This window comes from Carnobacterium jeotgali MS3, from assembly GCF_000745125.1.
In the GTDB taxonomy this organism is placed as follows: Bacteria; Bacillota; Bacilli; order Lactobacillales; family Carnobacteriaceae; genus Carnobacterium_B; species Carnobacterium_B jeotgali.
Map to the genome: position 1 here is coordinate 376,368 of NZ_JQNF01000003.1, position 23,852 is coordinate 400,219.

The 23,852-nt window shown below is 37.0% G+C and carries 17 protein-coding genes; 1 reads left to right on the plus strand and 16 read right to left on the minus strand.

Annotation, left to right across the window (positions count from 1 at the left end; genetic code table 11):
- Nucleotides 1-4: 4 nt before the first annotated feature.
- From BP18_RS01915 to BP18_RS01985, 15 genes are all read right to left on the minus strand, one after another.
- Nucleotides 5-916, minus strand: coding sequence for a LysR family transcriptional regulator (locus BP18_RS01915; RefSeq protein ID WP_007720581.1), 912 nt, complete (start codon nucleotides 914-916; stop codon nucleotides 5-7).
- 144 nt (nucleotides 917-1,060) lie between these two features.
- Nucleotides 1,061-2,248, minus strand: a complete 1,188-nt coding sequence (locus BP18_RS01920; RefSeq protein ID WP_007720584.1) for a thiolase family protein — start codon at nucleotides 2,246-2,248, stop codon at nucleotides 1,061-1,063.
- Nucleotides 2,249-2,310: 62 nt separating this feature from the next.
- Nucleotides 2,311-4,569: a 3-hydroxyacyl-CoA dehydrogenase/crotonase FadB gene (gene fadB, locus BP18_RS01925; RefSeq protein ID WP_029277063.1), complete on the minus strand. Its 2,259-nt coding sequence runs from the start codon at nucleotides 4,567-4,569 to the stop codon at nucleotides 2,311-2,313.
- 36 nt (nucleotides 4,570-4,605) lie between these two features.
- Nucleotides 4,606-5,901 (minus strand): acetyl-CoA hydrolase/transferase family protein, encoded by a 1,296-nt coding sequence (locus BP18_RS01930; RefSeq protein WP_029277065.1) that lies wholly within the window; start codon nucleotides 5,899-5,901, stop codon nucleotides 4,606-4,608.
- A gap of 34 nt (nucleotides 5,902-5,935) precedes the next feature.
- Nucleotides 5,936-7,141 (minus strand): acyl-CoA dehydrogenase FadE, encoded by a 1,206-nt coding sequence (gene fadE, locus BP18_RS01935; protein ID WP_007720595.1) that lies wholly within the window; start codon nucleotides 7,139-7,141, stop codon nucleotides 5,936-5,938.
- 336 nt (nucleotides 7,142-7,477) lie between these two features.
- Nucleotides 7,478-8,989 (minus strand): long-chain-fatty-acid--CoA ligase FadD, encoded by a 1,512-nt coding sequence (gene fadD, locus BP18_RS01940; RefSeq protein ID WP_007720597.1) that lies wholly within the window; start codon nucleotides 8,987-8,989, stop codon nucleotides 7,478-7,480.
- A gap of 349 nt (nucleotides 8,990-9,338) precedes the next feature.
- A complete protein-coding gene (locus BP18_RS01945; RefSeq protein ID WP_007720602.1) occupies nucleotides 9,339-10,448 on the minus strand; it encodes a CamS family sex pheromone protein in 1,110 nt (369 codons plus the stop codon).
- A gap of 4 nt (nucleotides 10,449-10,452) precedes the next feature.
- Nucleotides 10,453-12,474 (minus strand): NAD-dependent DNA ligase LigA, encoded by a 2,022-nt coding sequence (gene ligA, locus BP18_RS01950; RefSeq protein WP_007720606.1) that lies wholly within the window; start codon nucleotides 12,472-12,474, stop codon nucleotides 10,453-10,455.
- A 215-nt stretch (nucleotides 12,475-12,689) separates the two neighbouring features.
- Nucleotides 12,690-14,942, minus strand: a complete 2,253-nt coding sequence (pcrA, locus tag BP18_RS01955; protein WP_007720608.1) for a DNA helicase PcrA — start codon at nucleotides 14,940-14,942, stop codon at nucleotides 12,690-12,692.
- Nucleotides 14,943-15,181: 239 nt separating this feature from the next.
- Complete coding sequence (locus BP18_RS01960) at nucleotides 15,182-15,832, minus strand: GntR family transcriptional regulator (RefSeq protein ID WP_007720611.1); 651 nt, start codon at nucleotides 15,830-15,832, stop codon at nucleotides 15,182-15,184.
- Nucleotides 15,833-16,182: 350 nt separating this feature from the next.
- Complete coding sequence (locus BP18_RS01965) at nucleotides 16,183-17,082, minus strand: DMT family transporter (RefSeq protein WP_007720613.1); 900 nt, start codon at nucleotides 17,080-17,082, stop codon at nucleotides 16,183-16,185.
- A 229-nt stretch (nucleotides 17,083-17,311) separates the two neighbouring features.
- Nucleotides 17,312-18,610 carry an adenylosuccinate lyase gene (purB, locus tag BP18_RS01970; RefSeq protein WP_007720615.1) on the minus strand — a complete coding sequence of 433 codons (1,299 nt, stop codon included), beginning with the start codon at nucleotides 18,608-18,610 and terminating at the stop codon, nucleotides 17,312-17,314.
- Between the two features lie 15 nt (nucleotides 18,611-18,625).
- Nucleotides 18,626-19,747, minus strand: a complete 1,122-nt coding sequence (gene purK / locus BP18_RS01975) for a 5-(carboxyamino)imidazole ribonucleotide synthase (protein WP_007720617.1) — start codon at nucleotides 19,745-19,747, stop codon at nucleotides 18,626-18,628.
- A 145-nt stretch (nucleotides 19,748-19,892) separates the two neighbouring features.
- Complete coding sequence (locus BP18_RS01980; RefSeq protein WP_029277068.1) at nucleotides 19,893-20,450, minus strand: DUF2179 domain-containing protein; 558 nt, start codon at nucleotides 20,448-20,450, stop codon at nucleotides 19,893-19,895.
- A gap of 170 nt (nucleotides 20,451-20,620) precedes the next feature.
- The gene (locus tag BP18_RS01985; protein WP_007720619.1) at nucleotides 20,621-21,196 is read right to left on the minus strand and encodes a xanthine phosphoribosyltransferase; all 576 of its coding nucleotides are present in this window, start codon (nucleotides 21,194-21,196) and stop codon (nucleotides 20,621-20,623) included.
- 353 nt (nucleotides 21,197-21,549) lie between these two features.
- Here BP18_RS01985 and BP18_RS01990 point away from each other — a divergent pair, with 353 nt between their 5' ends.
- On the plus strand, nucleotides 21,550-22,245 hold the full coding sequence (locus BP18_RS01990) for a hypothetical protein (RefSeq protein WP_007720620.1): 696 nt from the start codon (nucleotides 21,550-21,552) through the stop codon (nucleotides 22,243-22,245).
- Between the two features lie 201 nt (nucleotides 22,246-22,446).
- Here the strand turns inward: BP18_RS01990 and BP18_RS01995 are convergent, their stop codons facing one another.
- Nucleotides 22,447-23,793 (minus strand): hemolysin family protein, encoded by a 1,347-nt coding sequence (locus tag BP18_RS01995; protein ID WP_029277070.1) that lies wholly within the window; start codon nucleotides 23,791-23,793, stop codon nucleotides 22,447-22,449.
- Nucleotides 23,794-23,852 lie beyond the last annotated feature (59 nt).

Genomic DNA, 23,852 nt, shown 5'->3' on the forward strand with positions numbered 1-23,852 from the left:
GTTCTCATCTTGAAAATTCCTTAGTAAAAGAATCATAAACAAATTTTTCGATTGGATTGTATTTTTTCTTTACCGGGAAACAGACTACAGGTGTGTAATCAATGGGATCATGAAAGTGTTTTTCTACTACCCCAATATTGTCTAAGTAATTGTAATACTTTTTAAAACTGGCAGTCGGGAGTAACGCTATCAGAGTCGTGCGCGTCGTCGCTTCGACCATATAATCCCATGAATCAGAGGTAATCAATACTTTTGCATGAGACTTCATTTTTTTCAATTTATCCATCACCATTGTATGAGTCGCAAAACCTTTATTAAAGGTGGCCACATATTGATTGTCCAACATCCTCCAATTCAACTTCTCTTCTTTAGCCAATGGATGATTTGGGTGCATAAAAGCTGTTATTTCAGACAATGCCAATACATGTTTTTCAAATTTGTCTTTATGCAATTTAGTTGAGTCAACCAAAACAGCAGCATGAATGCGATTCTCATTCAGCATTGTTACGAGTTCATCGTTGTTTGCTTCAATAATTTCAATCTTGATTCCTGGATTCGTCATCATAAATTCGGGAATAAACTTGGTGAAAAAAAGACGCAGGATAATAGTCGATATGCCAAGACGAACTATTCCTTCTTGAATTTGAGCTTCTTGCCGCAACATTTCATGGAGATTTTCATGTTTCCCAACAATTTCTAAAGCTTGATCATACAGTTTTTCTCCACTAGTCGTTAGTCCAGTCAACCGGCCATTTTTTCGATGGAAAAGCTGCAAACTTTCTTCTTTTTCAAAGTTAATGATAAACTGACTCAATGCTGATTGTGTAACATGAATATTTTGTGCTGCTAATGTCAGATTTAAATTTGCATCTACGATAGCAATGAAATAATTAAGTTGTGCAATATCTAATTTCATATTCTCCTCCTCACAAAAATTCGTATATAAGTGAGTGAACGAGTCACCTGTACAACTTAATTATACATCAAATTAAATACTCCCACATTAAGAATTCTTAATTAATGTGGGAGTAAAAACACTCAATTTTTATTTAAATCAATTTTACCTCAAATATTCAAAAATTCCTGCTGCTCCCATTCCCATTCCAATACACATAGTAACCATACCATATTTGGTCTCAGGACGTTTTGCCATTTCACCCAATAGTTTGGCGGTCAAAATCGCTCCCGTTGCACCTAATGGATGTCCTAATGCAATTCCACCGCCGTTAACATTCACGATGTCACGGTTCATGCCTAGTTCATTCATTGAAGCAATCGCTTGAGCTGCGAACGCTTCGTTGAATTCAATCAAGTCGATATCATCCAATTTCAAGCCCGCTAATTCTAAAGCTTTAGGTACTGCGTAGACTGGACCAATTCCCATATATTTAGGGTCAACACCCGCAATATTAAAGGAAACGAAACGCGCAATGGGTTTGATGCCCAATTCTTTGACTTTGTCACCAGACATTAGAATCACAAACCCAGCTCCATCACTAACTTGAGAAGACGTACCTGCTGTTACGCTACCGTCTGCTTTAAAAACAGTACGCAATTTGCCTAAAACTTCTTTAGTTGTATTTGGACGAATGCCTTCATCTTGATCAAATAGTTCAGTCGTCACTTCAACTTCATCACCAGTCGTTTTCACACGGTGAATTTCTACTGGAATAATTTCTTCTTCAAAGCGGCCTTCTGTTTGAGCTTTATAGGCTTTTTGATGACTTTCTACACCAAATTGATCTTGCTCTTCTCTTGACACATGGTATTTTTCAGCAATATTTTCAGCTGTCATGCCCATTGGGATACCGATCTTTGGTCCGTTTTCTTGTAAATACGGGCTATTTGTCGGTTCGCTTCCACCCATTTGAGTAGAACTCATGAATTCAATCCCACCTGCTGCCAATACATCTGCTTGACCTGCCATAATTGCATTTGCTGCAGTAGCAATGGTTTGAAGCCCTGAAGAACAGAATCGGTTTACTGTTTGTCCACCTACTTTTGTGGAAAGTCCACTTCTAAGAGCGATGGTACGTGCAATATTGTTTCCTTGGAGACCTTCTGGCGTTGAACACCCCACAATGACATCTTCAATCAAAGCAGGATCAAAGTCACCTTCTACTTTTTCAATAACGCCTTTTAAAACTTGTGCAGCAATATCTTCAGGTCTATCGTAAAAATAAGCCCCATCTTTTTTACCTCTTGCTACAGCTGATCTTCCATATGCTACGATATAAGCTTCTTGCATTATACTCCAATCCTTTCTGCGTACTCGGAAAAATCATCCTACTTTTTCTCCATAGTATAAGTTTAATTTCTTAATGGTCTCTTTTTCTCTAGCATGTATACGATGCGTTCATACGTTTTTTCATTCTTACTCAATGTGACAAAGTTGTCTTCTGAGAGTTTTTGAAGCCATTTTTGATTGGCTTTAGTCCCTAAAGGAACATTTCCACCTGCTAATACATCTGCGATAGCTGCCGTGACGACTCCATCATATTTAGAAGCAAAATGTCCATCAACGAGCGAATCAATTTGTGCAGCTGCAACAGCTTTAAAGTCGCTTCCAAGCACTTCGTATTCAACTAAGTTGTTTGGAATATAATTGTAAGCTGCTTTCAGTTTTAACATCTGCAATGCTGCTTCAAATACAAGCTCTTCATTTTGAATAATCATATCGGTTTCTTTCAAGAATCCAATTTTTTGGGCTTCATAAGCACTCATCGTTACATGTCCCATTGAAACTTTCGTCAAAATGTCGCCCAATTGACGCAATTTATCGGCTCTTGATACATCCTGACGGTACACGCGGTCAGCTAGTTCAGCTAAACCTCCACCTCCAGGAATCAAACCAACACCTGGTTCGACTAATCCAATATATGATTCAGCAGCAGCCACTACAAATGGTGAAGCCATCACTAATTCTGCTCCGCCACCAAGTGCTCTTCCTTTTACAGCTGTCACAATTGGCTTAGCTGCAAATTTCATGCGTCTAACGGCTTCATGGAATAGTTCAGATCCTTTACGGGTTTCAGTGTCAACCATATTTTGGTCAATAGCCATTTTCATGTAATAGAGATTTGCACCAACACTAAATTGTGGGCCATCTGAGTAAAGCAGTAACCCTTTGTAATCTTCGTTTTCCAATACATCAACAGCTTTAACAATATCGCCTTCGAATCCAATAGTGATTGTATTGTTTGGTGTTCTCATTGCTAGCATCAAGAAGTTGTCTTCAGTTGCGAACAGTTCTGAATCTTCTGTTTTCCATACTTGTTTATGAGCAAAATCTTCTGGATTAGACGCTGGACTGATGCTTTGACCTTTTTGGTAGAAAGGTTCGTTGCGCTCCTTAATCCATTCTGGCAATTCGCCTAATTCTTTTGCCATTCTGTCTTTTACTCTATCTAGCCCCATCATATCCCACAATTGGAACGGTCCAACTTTCCAGTTGTAGCCCCAGACCATAGCACGGTCTATATTGATGTAGTCATTCGTTGCTTTGGGAACATTGATGGCTGAGTAATACATCAAGTTACGTAGCGTTTCCCATAAGAAAATGCCGACTTTATCTTCAGATTCAAAAATTGTTGTTAAGTTTTTTGTCAAATCACGCCCAAATTCATTTAAGATAGCTAATTCAACTGGTTTGGGTTCAACATACGTTTCACTTTCTACATCAAATACCAAGCGTTTTCGACCGTCTTTTTTGTAGAAACCTTGTTTCGTTTTATCTCCTAAATTGCCCAGTGCAACCATCTTCTCAACCAATTTGGGCATTTTGAAGTAGGCAGCTTCTTCTGGATTAGCCATCATTGTTTTTGTTACAAAGTAACCAATATCGATTCCTACCATGTCTAACAATCTGAAGGTTCCTGTCTTAGGACGTCCAAGTACTTGTCCTGTAAGAGCATCGACCTCAGTGATAGATAAACCAAGTTGTTCTGCGCGATACGCAATATCAGAAGCAGAATAAGTTCCAATTCTATTAGCAACAAATCCACTCACATCGTTGGCATCAACAGCCCCTTTACCTAAAACGGTTGAAATAAAAGTTTTCAAATTCTCTACTACAACAGGATTAGTTGCTTTATGAGGAATAATCTCAACTAGCTTCATGTAACGCGGTGGATTGAAGAAATGAACGCCTACAAATCTTGCTTTTGCTTCTGCTGGAAGTGGTTTTGCAATAGCACCGATTGGAATACTAGACGTATTGGTAGCAAGAATCGCATCTTCTTTCGCAATTTGAGATACTTTTTGCCATAGTCCATGTTTAATATCCAATTTTTCAGTAACGGCTTCAATAAAGATATCTGAGTTGTCACCTACTTTTAAGTCATCTTCAAAGTTGCCATATGTTAGATTTTTACTCCATTTAGCATCGTATAACATACTTTTTTTAGGGTGAGTAATTCTATCGTATGCCCCTTTACTCAATTTATTTTTATCTTCTTTATCCAATACAATATCTAAAAGCTTAACTTTCAAACCCGCGTTAACTAGTAAGGCTGCAATTTGAGCGCCCATTGTTCCCGCGCCTAAGACTGTTGCTTTTTTTATATTCATTCCAATACCTCCAAAACTAAAGTTAATGATAACGACTTATTTTCTAATGAATCCTGCAGTAATGGCTTGTGTTCTTAATTCATCTCTGAATTCTGGATCTGCGATTGAAATCATTTGTTCAACACGATCTTCAATACTTCTATTGAACATATCAGCGATTCCATGCTCAGTCACAATGTACTGAACGTCAGCGCGCGGAACGGTTACCGGAGTTGCTGGTGGGAATGACATCATGATATTCGAGGTCACTTCACCGGTTTTTTCATTTTTATTTGTAGAAGGCAAGCAGATAAAGCTTTGACCGCCTTTAGATTTGGTTGCTCCACGTACAAAGTCATTTGCTCCTCCAACTGAACTGATGAATCGTGTACCGGCTCCTTCTGAAACGACTTGCCCAGTTAAATCAGCCATCAAACATCCGTTAACTGAAACAAAGTTATCAATTTGAGCAATTCTAGAAGGATCATTGACTAAGTGCAATGGTTCAATACTAATTTGATCATTGTCTCCACTGAAATCATATAATTTACGTGTCCCCATCGCAAAACCGCCTCGGATTGGTCCAGTAATTACGCCTTTTTCAGTCAAATACACCATAGATTCTGTAATCATTTCAGTATGAACAGCCAAATCTTTTTTGCTATCTAATCCATAACTTACAGCATTTGCCAAACCACCAAATCCGATTTGAATGGTTGAACCATCTTTTACATGTGGAACGATACATTCAGCAATTTTTTTATCAATATTGCTAGAAGGCGTCTCTGGAATTTCAAGTAACTGTTCATCTTGTTCAACAATGATATCCACGTCATCAATATGAATTTTATTCTGAGTCCCATTGACCTTTGGTACATTTTTATTTACTTGGATAATAACTTTTTGAGCTACCTTGCTGCTGACCTCACCAATGGTAACTCCCATTGGCCCATAGTTGAAGTAACCCTCTTCATCCATTTCAGAAACCGTCGTAACAAATGTCGTTGGTTTTATGCGTTGTTCAATCAACAAGTTCAAGTTAGAAAAGTTGACTGGATCTACAGAAAAGGTTCCGTATGAAACCAACTGACGTTCTAGTGGTCCCATAAAGAAAGAATGGTATCTAATTTTTTCAGCAACTTCTGGGTTAGTAAAGAAATCAAATGGGTGAATCACAAATGCCGAGTACAAAGTAACATTTTCGTATTCTTTGTATCGCTTTGTTATAGCAGTGATTAATGAAATTGGCATCGCAGCAACTGGGTTTGACATGATTCTTTCATTGCTTTGAATTTGTGCAGCAGCTTCAGCTAAGCTTTTTATTTTTGCTTGATAGTCATCTTTAAAAGACATTCTTTACACCTTCCAATCTTCTCAGTTTGTTCAATTAAACGAAAGCAGATATCCCTGTTAATTTGCGTCCCATAATCAATGAATTCATTTCATGAGTACCTTCATAAGAGTAGATAGCTTCTGCATCACAGAAAAATCTTGCGACATTTCGTTCAAGAGTGATCCCGTTTCCACCACAAACTTCACGTCCCAGTGCAGCCGTTTCTCTTAAGCGTAAAGAGTTGTTCATCTTGGCAAGAGAAGCATTGATTTCACTGTACTCGCCTCTTTCTTGTAGTTCAGCAATCCGAGCACTCAAAGCTAATGCAGTGACCGCATTTCCTTGCATTCTTGCTAATTTTTCTTGAACCAGTTGGAAACTTGCGATTGGTTTACCAAATTGAACTCGAGTTGTTGTGTATTCAAGAGCTGCTGCTAAAGATCCAGCCATCATTCCGGCACCAGCATAAGCTACTCCAGCACGTGTGGCATACAATATTTTAGCTACATCTTTGAATCCGTTGATATTTTGTAGACGGTTGCTTTCCAACACTTCCACATTGTCCAAATGAATGTTTCCGTTTTGAACGATTCTTAAAGCGATTTTGTCATCAATATCATCTACGCTTAACCCTTTTTGTCCTTTTTCTACGATGAAACATTTCACTTTGTTGTCTTCTAAATCTCTCGCATATACTGGAATCAAATCAGCTGAACTAGCTCCACCAATCCAACGTTTTTCTCCATTGATGATCCATTTGTCTCCTTCACGACGTGCAGTAGTTGCTAATCCTGCAGCTGTATCAGATCCATGTTCAGGTTCAGTTAAAGCAAAACACGTTTGTAATTCAAAATTTTGAAGTTTTGGCAACCATCTCATTTGTTGTTCTGGGCTGCCGCCTAATAAGAAAGAAAAATAGCCAAGTCCAGCATGTACGCCAAAGAATGTGGCAATCGAAGCATCAAACTTGTACAAATCATATGCCAAGAATAAGAAGTACGTATTTCCCCACGTAAATCGGTTCGGTTGATTCTCAAACAATACAGGATCACTTATTAGTCCGGTTTTTGCTACATGTTTGAATTCTTCAGTTGGAAATTCGCCTCTTTTCCAGTAATCATTGATGACTGGTTTCAAGTGTTCGTTTACCGCTTTACGTACGCGTTGTAACACTTCAATTTCTCCATCTGTCAATTTTTCTGAAAATTTCAAAATATCCTCTGGGTACATTTCCTTTAATACTTGTTCTCTATTTTCCATCTTCTGACACTCCCTATTATTTATTATATAAGCGCTTACATTGTTATTGTAATAGCCATCCTTTGATTTTTCTAATTACAATTCGTAATACCAAACATTAGCATTTTTAATAACAGCTTGAAAGGGTAGTCTTATCAAGGGTTTCTGTACACTAACTAATTTTAAATTTAGTTGAATAAATTACTAGACAACCGATTTAAGTGCTTTAAACAAAATTGAATTACCCAAAATGTTGGACGTTAATTTTTTCCACAAAAAAAAGAGCACTCAAAGATTAGTGGTTAGCATCTTATTGAAAATTAGATGCACCTTACTTTGATACTCTTCATTCTTTTTTTAGTTAATCGTTTTTACTGTTGTCCATTCATTTAATAGCCGAATAATTTCTTTTTTGTCTGTTTTCCCGACCGAATTAGTTGGAAAAACATCTACAAAAAGATAGTGTTTTGGTGTTTTATATCCTGCTAAATTATCCGTCATATATTGATCTAACTCTGCTTCACTTCGTTCTTTATCCTTAAAAATGATTGCTGCTCCAACAGATTGACCGTATCTTGGGTGTTCATATCCTACGACGACAGAGTCCTTCACAGCAGGATGAGCATTTAACACTCTTTCCACTTCAGAAGGCAATACATTTTCTCCACCAGTAATGATCATTTCTTTTTTTCGATCAACAATATAAAAAAGTCCATTTTCATCCTTTTTGGCTAAGTCGCCTGTTCTGACAAAGTCTCCCAAAAAAGCTTTAGCTGTTTCTTCTTGTTTCTGCCAATAACCCGCAAAAGTATGCTGGCCAGCCAGTAACAGCTCACCAATTTGTCCTTGCTCCACTTCTTCGTCCTGATCATTTACGATTTTCGCCTCAACGAAGAAGCTTGGGTATCCAATACTAAATGGGTGCTGCAAAGCCGTCTCACTCATTAATTTGAAATTATTAGGACCAACTTCTGTCAATCCATAAGAGTTAATCAGAGGCAATTTTTCACTCACAAAATAATTGACCACTTCTTTGAGCGGTGGAGAACCTCCAGCCACAAATGTATGCACACTTGCTAAGTTGTCTTTATGGAAATTCGTTGCGCTAATCAATCCATAATACATCGTTGGGACCATAAACAGCATGGTAGGCTTATATTGTTTGATCATTTCATTTGTGTTTGTTCCATCAAAGTACCGATCGATAATGACCTTTCCACCAATCAACATCAGCGGGATAATCATACCGGAAATTCCAGCTATGTGAAACATTGGAGCGCTAGCTATCGTGATATCCTCATGCGTAATATTCCAACTGATAATTGTATTCATTGAATTATTAACCATGCCATTATGTGTAATGATTGCACCTTTTGGGTCACCGGTCGTTCCAGTAGTATAAATTAGCATAACTGGCGACTCTAGCTCTATCGATTCAGAAAGAAATGGTACATGATTTGGATGTTCACAAATTTCATTGTACTCTTTACTGTCTACATCAAGCGACAGCAAAGCAGCGTCTACGAGAGACAAGCGTTTGCTAATTTGACTAGCATGTAAAATGACTTTAGGCTGTGCGTCTTCCACTACTTTTTTAATTTCGATTGGTTTAAGACGCCAATTCAATGGAATAAAAATAGCGCCTATTTTTATACTTGCAAGCAAAACATCAAAGTAGCTAATATCATTTGGAGCATAGAGTGCGACTCTGTCTCCTTTTGTCACACCATTTTTCTTCAAGTAATGTGCTAAGTTCTCAGCGCGAACATTTACCTCTTTGTATGTCCACTCGCTGTTTTTTATCGGGTCGACCAAAGCTATTCTATCGGGCGTCAATAACGAACGCACTTTTATCCAATCTAAATTCACTTCTATCCCTCCACAAAATTCATCATTTTGTGTAAGCGCTTATATAACGTTATCATAACAGGACTTTTTTTGTTTGTCTAATAGTATTTTATTTTTCCTTACCTTAATCTAGAAAATCTATTTCACTATGAAACTTATTTTACACCTTAAGATAGACCAATTTGGCTCTATTATTGAAAAAAAAAGGCAGCGAGAATATTTTCTCGCTGCCTTTTTTCAACAAACTCCGTATCTTTAAGTTGAGCTGCGTTCGACAGGCTTTCGGAAAAAGCGTACTCTCTTCGTGGATGGGACATCCTCTCTGTGATTCCTTGTTTTTACTGCGTGTCTATCGAGGTCGTTTCGCATCCTAATCAAATACGTGTGAGTAAAATTCGGTTTCCCCTGCTTCTCTGGATAGGAAGGCTTCGGTTCCATTTATTGAATCTATCGTGATTTCAATTGGAATATTTGGCAATAGGAATGAGGAGGCTTTCTCCGCAACATGTTGAGTTAAGGCAATTATTTCACTTTCTCCATAAAATTGTGTGTTGATAGATACTTTCATACTCATAATTTGATTGTCTGTATAAAGTGCTTCTGCTGTTACTCCACTTAAGTTGGGGAAGAAGTTTTCAATCTCTGCTTTGAAATTTTGGAAACTAGATAACTCATTGCTTTCCTCTCCACTAGTCGGGAAAATAAGTTTCTTTTGATTGATTGACTTCCAATCTTTTAAACTAGTTGACCCTTCTTCACTAATTGCTTCTGAAATGTATACACCGCCAGCTAAATTGTCTTTCGTTGATTGTTCAAATATACCCACGACGATTGGAATATTTCCAATGCCTTCAGTTTTTCTTAATCGTTGGACTATTTTATCAGCCATTTTTTGCCCTTCAGCTAATAATTCTTCTTTTGAGATTTTTGTTTCAAATTCTGATCCGAACTCTTTTTTTGTGTAGTAATCGACACTATTCATAGCCAAACCGATAGAGATTCCACCTAATTCAAATCCATCACCTTTTTTAATCATATAATCTTGCTCCAACAATGAATCTAAATAAATGGGATTTCGTCCATCTGGTTCCACATCTCCATTGTCTTCTGGATTTAACCCTTCTGGATTTTCTTCACTTACACGACTTAGCCACTTACTGGTAGTATCCGCGTCGATGTATTGGCCTTCCTGAAAGTAATAAGTATCTGTTGCGTAGTGTTTTTGCGACAAATCCATTAATCCAGTTTCAAAAGCCTTTAAATTCACGTTTGAATTTAAACCTAATGTTATTCCTCTATTTAAACTAGTTTGGTAGGCACCATCCGTAATGATCGCACTGTAGTAATCATTTGATAATTGGCTTGTTGTTTCTATTTCTTTACCAACCGTTTCTTTTTCTTTGGTATTCGGGTCTTCCGTTTGGCAAGCACTTAACAGAAATGCACAAACAGCCATTAAGGCGATTGCTTTTTTGTTCATTTACTTATTCCTCTCCTTCTAATGCTTTCAGCAACTGATCTTCATCCCAGACAAGAATATTCAGCGATTCAGCTTTATCTAATTTGCTGCCAGCTTCTTCACCCGCAACAACCAAATCGGTTTTCTTAGAAACGCTCCCAGTCACATTTCCACCAAGATTCTCAATTCGTTCTTTGGCTTCTTCACGGGTAAAATGAGTGAGTTTTCCTGTTAATACAATCGTTTTCCCATTGAAATAAGAATCAACTGTTGCGACTTCTTCTTTTTTCTTGCCCAAATAAGTCATGTTGACTTGGCTGTTTTTCAATTCCTGAATCAGTTCCGTTACTTCTGGCAAACTAAAGTAAGCAACCACACTGTCAGCAATGATTTCTCCAATGCCTTCAATCGCTATGATAGCTTCTTTTTCAGCTTGTTGTACAGCTTCAATCGTTTCAAAGCGTTCAGCAATTAATTTGGCAGCCTTGGCTCCAACATGACGAATTCCCAGGCCAAATAACAGTCTTTCTAACGAATTGCTGCGACTAGCATCAATAGCCGTCAATAAATTATTAGCTGATTTCTCTTTAATTTTATCTAAAGTAACCAATTGATTAAACGTTAATGTATACAAATCGGCTACATCATGGACCATCTCTTTTTCAAACATTTGCAGCAATACTTTGATACCTAATCCGTCAATATTCATCGCATTTCGAGAAACAAAATGAGACAATCCTTCTGTAATTTGTGCTGGACATTTTGGATTCATGCAACGCAATGCGACTTCTTCTTCCAAATGGATCAATTCGCTGTCACAAGCTGGACAATGGGTAGGAATCAGATAGGGCTGACTTTCTTCCGGACGTTCATCCAAAACAACACGAGTGACTTCTGGAATAATGTCGCCTGCTTTATGCACAACAACGGTATCTAGCAAACGAATATCTCGCTCATGAATCAAATCTTCATTATGGAGACTTGCTCTTTGGACAGTGGTACCCGCTAATTGAACAGGATCCATGATAGCCGTTGGCGTCACAACACCCGTACGGCCAACTGACCACTCAATATCGCGTATTACTGTATGAGCTTCTTCTGCTGGAAACTTGTAAGCAATAGCCCATCTAGGCGCTTTAACAGTGAACCCAACTTCTTTTTGCACGTCAAATTCATTTACTTTGATTACAATTCCATCGATTTCATAGGGCAAAGCAGTTCTTTTCTCTTGAAATTCTTGCGTGTAGGCCCACACTTCTTCAATCGTTTGGAACACTCTGCGGTCTTGATTAGTACGAAGACCTAATTCGTCTAGTTGGTGGAGGGCATCTTCTTGGCTGATAGCCGTTAGTTCACCAAAATCGCCAACTGTGTATAGAAAAGTATTTAAATTTCGTTTAGCTGTTTCTTTAGTATCCAAGTTGCGCAAGCCACCAGCTGCTGCGTTGCGTGGGTTTGCAAAGATAGCTTCGCCATTTTCTTCTCGATCTTGATTCAATTTAATAAACGAATCTTTGGGCATATAGCATTCGCCACGTACTTCAATTGAATAGGCATTCTTCAAACGCAACGGAACCGATTTAACGGTACGAATATTTTGAGTCACATTTTCGCCAACAGTCCCATCTCCACGTGTTGCTGCACGAACTAATTTGCCCTTCTCATATTTTAACGAAACAGCCAAACCGTCGATTTTTAATTCGCAAATGTAACTAAAAGGCTTATCAGTTAGCTTTTTGATGCGTCGGTCAAAATCAAGCAAGTCGCCTTCGTTAAATGCGTTTCCGAGACTTAACATTGGTACTTCATGAACCACTTTTTCAAACCCAGGCAAAATTGTTCCACCAACGCGTTGTGTTGGCGAATCATTGCTGATTAAGTCTGGAAATTCTTCCTCCAAAGCTACTAATTCATGATACAACTTATCGTAATCTGCATCAGGTATAGATGGTGTATCCTTTACATAATATTCATAACTATATTTATCTAATAATGTTCGCAAGTCGAAAACCCGTTGTTTCGCAGATTCAAAGTCTTGTGTGGACATACCCCTAATTCCTTTCGTACTTTAGATTTATTCATTTTTTTGTTAAACAGCGTATCTAAACAGGAAGTTACGCATCCTATAATTGAGACTAAGCGTCGTTTTCCGCACCTTGTTGTTGAGCTACGTGACCCAGACACTTTGTAAAAAAGATGAATCCCGCCGAAGATGAAACATCTTCTCTGTGATTCCCTGTTTTTACTGTGTGTCTTTCAGGGTCACTCCGCATCCTGCTGTTTTTCGATTGGTGCGAAAGCTGCTAGTAGGCGTTTGATGCCTTGTTCTTTAAAGGCGATATCGAGTTGGAGGTCATTTGCTGCACCGGTAACTTTGACAACTGTTCCCAGACCCCATTTTTTATGAACAGCTTTATCGCCAACATTCCAGCCTAATTTGTCAGCTCCGCTTGACATTTTACTTGTTACTGGAGCCTTATAAGGTTGACTAGTTGCTCTTGTTGCTTGATTGCGTTGCATAGAACTAGTCGTTGAACTGAATGGTGAACGGCTAAATGGTGTATTCATTGTTTGCGGATTGCCTAATTCTAAAACTTCATCGGTAATTTCATTGATGAAACGAGAAGCCGAGTTGCTTTGTGTACGGCCATATAAAACCCGTGAGTAAGCATTTGTAATATATAATTTTTTCTCTGCACGTGTAATTCCAACATACGCTAAACGGCGTTCTTCTTCTAGTTGATCTTCTTCCATCATTGAACGTGACAACGGGAAGATTCCTTCTTCTAGTCCTATAAGAAAAACAATTGGGAACTCTAATCCTTTGGCTGCGTGAAGCGTCATTAAGGTTACTTCACTTTGAGGTTCTTCTTCTAAATTGTCCAAATCAGAAACCAGTGCTAAATCTGTTAAAAACGTCAACAAGGATTTATCTTCCGTATTTTCTTTTTCAAATTGTTGTGTTACCGTCAAAAATTCTTGAATATTTTCTAAACGTGTTTCAGATTCAAGTGTGCGTTCTAATTCTAATGATTTTTGGTAGCCACTACGTTTTAAAACTTCTTCGACTAATTCCGTTACCGGAACGTATTCTTGCATTTGGCGCAAATCTTTCATCATGAAACCAAATGCCTCAAGCTCATTAGCAGCTTTGCCAGAAATAGGTGTAATGGAAACGTTTAGTGCTGTTTCTAAAAGGGACCAGTCGTATTGATTGGAAGAAGTTCTAAGTTTTTCAATTGTTCCGGGACCAATGCCTCGTTTAGGGACATTGACCACTCGCTCAAAACTCATATTGTCATCAGGATTGGCGATTAAACGCAGATAAGCTAAAACATCTCTAATTTCTTTACGGTCGTAGAATTTGTGACCACCAACCATTTTATAAGGTATATTTGATTTTAACAAGCTATCCTCAATAACACGAGACTGAGCATTGGTCCGGTAAAGAACTGCAAAATCACCATAATTGTAATGATTGGCTTTCATTTCTTCTTGAATTTTAGAAATGACATACCGCGATTCGTCGCCTTCCGATTGTCCACGATAATACGTAATTTTTTCACCATCATGATTATCTGTCCAAAGTTTTTTGACTTTACGTTTTGAGTTATTGCCGATTACATCATTGGCTGCTTGTAAAATAAATTTAGTTGAACGGTAATTTTGCTCCAACAAAACAGTCGTTGCATCAGGATAATCTTTTTCAAAATTCAAAATGTTTTCCATGTTCGCTCCGCGCCAGCCGTAGATACTTTGATCGGCATCCCCAACAACGCAAAGATTTTTAAATCTTTCAGCTAACATATTTACTAAAGTGTATTGTGCTTCATTCGTATCTTGGTATTCATCAACATGGATGTAGTGAAATTTATTTTGGTAATAGTCTAATGTTTCAGGACTTTCTTTGAATAAACGAATTGCCAACATGATCAAATCGTCAAAATCGACCGCTTGATTGCGACGTAACTCTCTTTGGTAATCATCGTAACAATCTGCCACGATTTTTTCAAAAAAGCTTCCGGCTCTTTTGCGGTAGTCTTCTGGTGTATCCAATTCATTTTTAGCATTGCTGATTTCTCCTAAAATAGCTCTAGGATTGTATTTTTTAGGATCGATATTTCGTTCTTTTAGAATGCGTTTCATCAATGTTTGCTGTTCACTCGGATCGCTAATCGTAAAGGCTTTCGTGTAACCAATGCGATCGATATCGCGTCGTAAAATACGGACACACATTGAGTGAAAAGTAGAGACCCAAACATCGCTTCCGCCTTCTTTCATAAGACGAGTTACCCGTTCTTTCATTTCTTTAGCGGCTTTATTTGTAAAAGTAATCGCTAGAATATTCCATGGATTCACGTTTTTTTCTTCGATTAAGTAGGCAATACGGTGTGTTAAGACTCGTGTTTTTCCACTTCCTGCACCTGCCATAATCAAAAGCGGGCCTTGCGTGCAGACAACAGCATCTTTTTGTTTTGGATTCATTCCATTTAATAAATTATCTCGTGCTACCAATTTTTTACATCCTCTCTCATCTAACATCCTATATTTCTATTCTAAAAATAGGATACGGACTTCACTAGTCTAGCAAAATTTCTTTAAATTTCGCATAATTTCTCAAGGATAATATTACCACAAATAAAGGGTCTTCGAGTAGTAAATGAACAGTTTCAAATTAAGAAAGTAAAAAAGAAAAAAGATTCTCCAAAAAAAGAATCTCTTTTCTTTTTATCCTGCTTAGGTTGCAGTTGTTATTAAATCCCTTGAATTGTAATTAAACTAAGTTGATTAATTAAAATACGCACTTCTTTTCTGGCTAAAGCATACTCACCATTTTTCAAAAAAATGACTATCTGATTAAAATGTTTTACTTTTGTGAGCTGGCTGAGTTGCATATATTCGTTGATTTCTTCATTCGTTTGTCCTTTTATACTTCTGAACGTGTCCAAAAACAAAGCTGTTGTATAGCTGTTTTTAGCATAACGATAAAAGGTTTTCCAATACTCAAATTCAACAACTGAAAATTTCCCTAGTTCTTTTACATCCGTCAACTGTCTAATTTGATCCACTAGCTTTTCCAAAGAGTCTGTATCAAATTGAATTTCTTTGATTTGCAAAAAATGCAAGTAATCAATTAAAATCAACTCCATAAATTCTAATCGTTCTTGAAATCCTTGTAGCGAAATTTGATTTTCGCGAATTCTTATCCCTTTGTTTTGCTCAATTACTATGTATCCTTCTTCTTCTAATCTCAGAAAGGCTTGTCGAATCGGCGTCCGGCTGATACCTAACTTTTTAGATAGACCAATTTCTGTAATGTGCGTTTGAGGCAACCATTGTTTGGTCAGTATCTGATCTTTACTGTATTGGTAAGCTGCATCTTCTAGTTTTTTTGGTTTAGACAATTTTATTCACCTGCCTGTTTTTATTATTTTTGTTTTCTGTCTATACCAGAAGAATGAAATCCACTTTTTTTAATATACTTGTATCAATTATAGATTTTATCGTACCTGACTTCAAGTTTTTGAAGCACCCATACCAATTTTTTTCAATTAACTCTAAAATTTACTTAACCACTACTCACTATTTACATAAAATTTATACAAGATTGTTATACTAAAAGAGTACCAAACAGAAACTATTTTCTTTACTTTTCTATACTGTAAAGACCCCATCCTGAGGTCCGCTTTAACAAGCGGGCCTTCAATAGTTGAATAGACCACTAAAAAGACAAACAACTATTTTGTTTGTCTTTTTACTCTATCTTTTCTTTTATTTCCAAAGAGGTTTTATTTGGCCAGTTCAATCCTCCAATGAAGGTCGAACTCAGGATTAACATACCTCCAAAAATTTGCACGCCGTTCATGTTTTCTCCTAAAAACAGAGCAGACATCACGACTGCAGCAACCGGATCAATGTAACTCAAAAGAGCGACTGTTTGGCTTTTCAAGTATTGCATGGCCGAAAAATATAAGACATAAGCTAGTCCTGTATGAACGATTCCTAAAACAAGTAGATAAGGAATCGATGTAACAGAAATCTCTACTAGATCGAACCCTTGCGTGACTAAAACATAAGGAGCCAATGTCACAGAAGCCACCATCAATTGAATCATTGTACTTTCCAAACTTGACATATCTTTCACCAATTTATTTAACATCATGACGCTTGCATATAAAACAGCTGCACCTAAACCATATAAGATTCCTACAGAATGTGTATATTCTCCACTGGTTTGTGTTCCTATTCCTACGACTAAAAACATTCCCAGCATCGCTATTAATATACTAATTGCTTTATTTGGTAGTAATTTTTCTTTTAAGAAAAAAGGCGAAATAACCATTACAATCACTGGAGCAAAATAATAACTTAACGTTGCGTTCGCAATCGTTGTATAGTTGTATGCCTCAAATAATAAAATCCAATTTAAGCCAATCGCAGCTCCAGAAATAACTAGTACTTTTGCATTACTTTTTAGTGCTATACGCGAGACGCTCTTTTTCTTTAGAAGCAAAAAAAACAATAGAAACAAACTACCCAATAAACCGCGATACAGCGCAATCTCGCTTGAAGTCAGTTCGATATTTTTAACCATCAATCCAATCGACCCAAATAACAGCATAGCTATTACAACTTTCAACTTTTCTATTCCCATTTTCCACCCTCCCATCCTTTGTTATTTGATGTACTGAGCGCTCTGCATTTGTTATGTACCGTTTGACTAATATACAAATTCATTAATCAAATGAGCGCGTTTTTTAATAAATTGTGTAGAAAAAGCATAGGAAGATAAAAATCCCTATGCTTTTTCTACTTTAGTTTGCTACTTTTCTTGTTTAATTTGGCTTATCGACTAACCTATGCGCTCCATTCGGCCCAATGCTTCAGTCGCCTAGGCCTACTCTTTGGAAAATTTCATCTACATTTCTTAAGTGATAATGGTAATCAAATGCATCGTCTAACTCTGCTTTTGACAAGACAGCCATTACGTTTTCATCTTTTTCAAGCAATGGACGGAACAATACTTGTTCATCCCACGCAGTAGCTGTTTTTGGTTGTATCAGGTCATAAGCAGCTTCACGGCTCATTCCTTTATCAATCAGTTTAAGCAGCACGCGTTGGCTATAAATCAAGCCATACGTCGCATCCATATTGCGTTTCATATTTTCTGGAAAAACCGTTAGATTTTTAACAATTGTTCCAAAACGGTTTAACATATAATTTAATAGAATCGTTGAATCAGGTAGAATTATGCGTTCTGCAGATGAATGTGAAATATCCCGTTCATGCCACAATGCAACATTTTCATAAGCTGTCATCATGTGTCCTCTAATTACACGAGCTAAGCCCGTTACATTTTCTGAACCAATGGGATTGCGTTTATGCGGCATAGCTGATGATCCTTTTTGACCTTTTGCAAAAAATTCTTCAACTTCGCGCGTTTCTGATTTTTGCAACCCCCGGATTTCAGTAGCAAATTTTTCAATACTCGTTGCGATTAAAGACATAGTAGCAACATATTCGGCGTGTAGATCCCGCGGAAGGACTTGTGTTGAAATTTCTTGCGCTCTCGTTCCCAAATGTTCACAAACATATTTTTCAACAAAAGTTGGTACATTCGCAAATGTTCCGACAGCTCCACTTATTTTTCCAGCTTCAACGCCTTTTGCTGCATGTTCAAACCGTTCAATGTTGCGTTTCATTTCTGAGTACCATAAAGCTAATTTCAACCCAAAAGTAGTTGGTTCGGCATGTACACCGTGAGTCCGCCCCATCATAACAGTCATTTTATGTTCTTTGGCTTTTTCACCAATGATTTCTAAAAAGTTTTGCAAATCTAGGCGTAATACATCATTCACTTGTTTCAATTGGTACCCATAAGCAGTGTCTACAACGTCCGTACTGGTTAAGCCATAGTGAACCCATTTGCGTTCTTCGCCTAATGATTCAGAAACAGCGCGCGTAAAAGCTACTACATCATGTCTAGTTTCTTTTTCTATTTCTAAAATACGATCCACTTCAAATGAAGCATTCGCACGGATTTTCTCCACATCTTCTTTAGGCAATTCTCCAAGTTCAACCCATGCTTCGGCAGCTAAAATTTCTACTTCCAACCAAGTGTTATAGCGATTTTCATCCGACCAAATAGCAGCCATTTCCGGCCTTGTGTACCGTTCTATCATAATTTTATAAACTCCTTATTTCCAAATTCCAGTATCTGCGATTGTAGCTAATGTTTTTTCTACATCTTTAGTTAATACTGTGATATGTCCAATTTTTTGACCTTTTTTTGCATTGTCTTTGCCATAATAATAAAAATTCCAATTCGGTTTCAACTGGATCTGAACTTTTGCTGCTTCCTCATGTTCAGTTAAAATAGTTGTCATAACTGCTGGAGAAAGCAATTCCATTTCAGGCAAAGGCCAGCCACAGATTGCACGAATATGCGCATCATATTGTGACAAAGAACAAGCTTCCATACTGTAATTGCCTGAGTGATGAGGCCTTGGAATAAGTTCATTCACGTAAAGTGTCCCACTTGAAGTGATAAACATCTCAATTCCTAAAACACCTATCAGTTCAAGTTTTTCAGCCATTGTCCGAGCAATTCGTTCTATTTCTTCTTCAACGTAATGATTGACGCGAGCCGGTACAATACTTTCATGTAAGGTCCTATCACGATGGATGTTTTCGGTTACCGGAAACACGATTACTTGATTAGCTTGGTTACGAACGACCATTACAGAGAGTTCACGCTCAAATGGAATCCAAGCTTCCAATACGCAAGTTCCTCTTTTTAACAGATAAGCCGCTTTTAATATATCCTCTTCACTTTGCAGAACAAACCGATCTTTTCCATTATGCCGTTCACTAATTGTTTTTAAGACACAGGGAAATCCAATTCCATCTATTGCACCTTTTATATCTTCAATTGTAACGATAGTCTCATAAGGAGCAAGATTGATATTGCTCGCTTCTAAGTAAGCTTTTTCTAACAATCGATCTTGCGTAATCGATAATAACTCAGCACCCTGGGGCACAGAGACAGTTTTTTTTATTTTTGTGATCGCATCTGCATCAATGTTATCATATTCGTACGTGATCACATCACATTTCATAGCAAAATCCATCAATGCTTCTTGGTTATCATATTGAGCGATCATTTGCCAATCTGAAACTTGAGCTGCTGGAGAGTCTTTTTCTGGATCCAGCACTCCGATACGATAGCCCATCTTTTTAGCAGATAAAGCCATCATGCGTGCTATTTCTCCGCCGCCAATGATTCCAATCATTTTCCCTGGACTAATTAGATTAGACAAAATTATCACTACCTTCTAAAATGATTTGTATTATTTTTTCAGCTACTCATTCTTAGTTTAGCAGTTATCTGCCCATCTGTCATTGACAACATTCGAAACTTTCGTTCGGTGTTTATACTGGAATTTCCAACCAAATTGGATAGCCTTATTTTTGTTCGTCATTTCTAATTTCTTTTCGGCGTTTTTTTACTTTTCTCGTCCAAAAACCGCCATTGATGTACTTAGGTTCATAAGAAATAATAAACGTTTTGGGTTCAATTTCACTGATTTGTTTATATAATTTGCGTTCCGTTTTCCTAGGTGTCAAGATTTCCAAGACCATTCGATCTCCTTCACGACCAAATGCCAGACTAGCTGTTACACCGTATCCCAACTCACGCAATTCTTCAGGCATTTTAGTTTCCATATCTGGAACAATAGCTGTAACCATAATATATCCAAGAGCTAAAAACTCTTCAATTTTTATTCCTAACGCGATTCCGACTCCATATCCCAAGGCATATACCGCAAGATTAACATAGTTATCTAGACTATCTAAAACTAAACCTAAACCAACCACATAAATCGTTACCTCAACCATAGAAACAAGTGAGGCCGATAAGCGATAACCTTTCATAGTCAACATAAAGCGAATTGTATTCAACGAAATGTAAACAACATTTATAACAAATATTAACAATAGAAATGGTACATCAACTTCCATTTTTTTCTCTCCTGACCGTTAACTAATTTTTTCATACTCAGTCTAACATTATCAAAATCTATTCAAATAGCAAGAAAAACAACTGGTAACTCCAGCACTTTAGTTTGTAAGCTGCTCAAAAAGCAATCGTTCTACTTTTAAAGCAGCTTATCATCGTATTTTTATTGAAATTATTCCTCTACGAATTTTACTTGCCCTTCTTCAAATGCACGAATACGCGCTAAAGAATAGACGTCGTAGTTTTCTTCTTCAAGTAATTCACGGCCTATTTGAAAAGATTTTTCAATCACGATACCGATGCCAACTACTTCAGCCTGTGCTTCATTACATAATTTTATTAACCCTTTTGCGGCTTGTCCATTAGCCAAAAAATCATCTATTAACAAAATACGATCGGTTTTTTCAAGAAATTTCTTTGAAATCACAATCGTACTTGTCGATTTTTTAGTAAAGGAATACACATCTGTAGAGTATAAATCATCTGTCAACGTTAAACTTTTTTGTTTCCGTGCAAAGACTACCGGAACATCTAAAGCCAGTCCTGCGAAAACAGCTGGTGCGATTCCTGAAGATTCGATGGTTACAATTCTAGTGATGCCTTTATCCGCATAATGTTTAGCAAACTCATTTCCAATAGATTGCATAAGTTTAGGGTCAATTTGATGGTTTAAAAAGTTATCAACTTTTAATACCTCTCCTTCTAAAACATTGCCATCCTTTAAAATTCGTTCTTCTAATTCTTTCATGTAATCCACCCTTTTTTCTTAATATTTAAGTACAAATTAAAAGGCTCTTTCATTACTTATTGATTCATAAGCAAAGAAAAAGACCTTGAATAGTCAGCCATTCTAATTTAATATACGCTTTTCGACTAAAAAGGTCAATTATTTTAGCAGGCTATTTGCATAAGAAGGAGTTTGAACGAACAATTAATACACATTGATCATTATAATTCGTTTAATCACTATGAATTGGTTTAGCTTCATTCGAAATTAGTTCATTAAAAAATACTAACCGCTTTGATTTCATTGAATAAACTAGAATTTCAATTGAGAATGTTATACTATTGAATCAAAGCGATTTAGGAAAGGAGTTTACTATGCGCAATAAAAGTTTATTTGAACTGATTAAACACTATTGGTATTTGGGCATTTTAGTTATTATTCTTATTGTAGTAATTGGTATGGGTATGAACCAAGAGAAACCTTGGTCAAATAGTCTTGCTGTAACTGAATCAAAGACATCGATTGTTGAAGTTGAGTCTGATGTTGTCGAATCAAAAGAAAGCCCAAAAATAACTGACATAGAGAATAAAGGGAATGTTTCTCGAAAAAACTCAGATTTATTTTTCTTAAGCGATCATCATGAAAAAAATGAAATTGAAGAAGAAACAACTGAATTAGCAGAAACTGAAGAAGTTGTCGAAAGCGATAGTGCTGCTGACGATTCTAAAGATACTGCTGCATATGAATCTAGTACGTACTCACCTACATACTCAAATGATAGTTACAGCACGCCCAAGAGCTCAAAATCGCCAACGAAAAATAGCACGCCTAAAAAGAATCAAAGCAATACGACTACTCCTAAACAACCGACAGATGCTATAAAAGAGTCTACAAAGCCAAAACCAGCAGAATCAACTCCAGCGCCAGTAGAAGTACCAGAGTCCGTTGACTCCACAAAACCTGTTGAACCTGAAATACCAACAGAACAGCCTACTATTCCGGAAGAAACAAAACCTGAACCACCGGTTGAAGAAGCTCCATCAGTTGAATCATTCTCTATAGAAGAATAACGAATCATTACTCATACTGCAAAAAGGTACAGCGTCTTAAATAGGCGAGGTCCCTTTTTTTGCTTTTAACAAATCTAATCTAAGGCATTTTACAATAACTTGTGCTTCTTATTAAAGAGTTCTCCAGTATTTATCTTATCTGAAAAACTAGTCCTATCCGACAAAAAAACTCCAGAAGGTTTCCCATTCTGGAGGTCAACTTTAATTTCCTTGAGATTCATTCTCTTCATCATCATTTGTTGTGTTTAATCGTTCAACATAAAGACTAACAAGACGTGATCCTTCTACTTTATTGGACTTAAGCAAGTAGTTTTCATATTCAACATTTGCATTATCACCTGGTTGAGGAATATTTCCGTATTGTGTAATAAAGTAACCAGCAATTGAATCCACATCATTTGACTCTATCTCAGTTCCGAAATATTCATTGAATTTTGATAATTGAGTCGAACCATCGACTAAATAAATACTTTCAGATACTTTTTCAATCATGTTATACGTTTCATCGTACTCATCATCAATATCTCCTACAATTTCTTCCAGTAAGTCTTCTAATGTCACAATTCCGACTACTCCACCATATTCATCGTTTAATACCGCTAACTGATTGCGTGTTCGTCTTAGTTCATACAATAAGTCGTCAATATGAATGGTTTCTGGAACATATAGAGGTTCATTTAAAATATCTTTCAAGTCAATATCGTCAATTTTAGTTGTTCGAGAAGCTTTCAACAAATTCTTCACATGTACAATTCCTATAATGCTATCTTTATCTTCGAGATAAACAGGAACACGCGAGTAAGGAATATCCAATAATTGAGGAATATTCACTGCGCTACCTTCTTTATAGTCGATCATAAACGTATCTGTACGTGGGACCATGATTTCTCTAGCCATTTTAGTATCCATTGATAAGATCCCTTTTAGCATTGTGAACTCATCTGGATCTATTGCACCCGCAATTTGACTGTGTTCTAAATATGCGCGAAATTCATCACGTGTCATTTTTTCTTTTTCTTCCGTAAAATCGATTGGAGTCAGTCTCTTTAAAATATTTGTTGAGAATGAAAGTAATTTTACAAAAGGTTTAGTTATTGTTTGTGCTACTAGAATGGTGCCAGAAGTAGCACGAGCAACTTCTTCAGCTTTTTGTAAAGCAACTTGTTTTGGATATAATTCCCCAAAAACAAGGGTTATATAAGATAGTACGATCGTTACAACAACAGTTGCTATATGTGCTCCCCCTGGAATAGTTGATAGATAAGGTTCGAGGCGAGTTGCAAAACTGGTTGCTGCTGATGCACTTGAAAAGAATCCTGCCAAGGTTATCGCTACTTGAATAGTAGCTAAGAAGTTATCTGAATTGCTTAGCAGTTTCAAAATATTCAACGACTTTTTATCGCCTTTAGCTGCCTTTTCTCTTATTTTCCCTTGATCTATTGATACAAATGCCATTTCCGCTGATGCAAAAAATGCATTAACAGCTGTCAATATAACGATAATTAATATCTGTCCTATCATCGACTGACTATCGGGGTCTGAATTCATTTATCATTGTCTCCTTTAAATTTTTCTGATTTTTTACAAAGTAGAAATAATATACCATT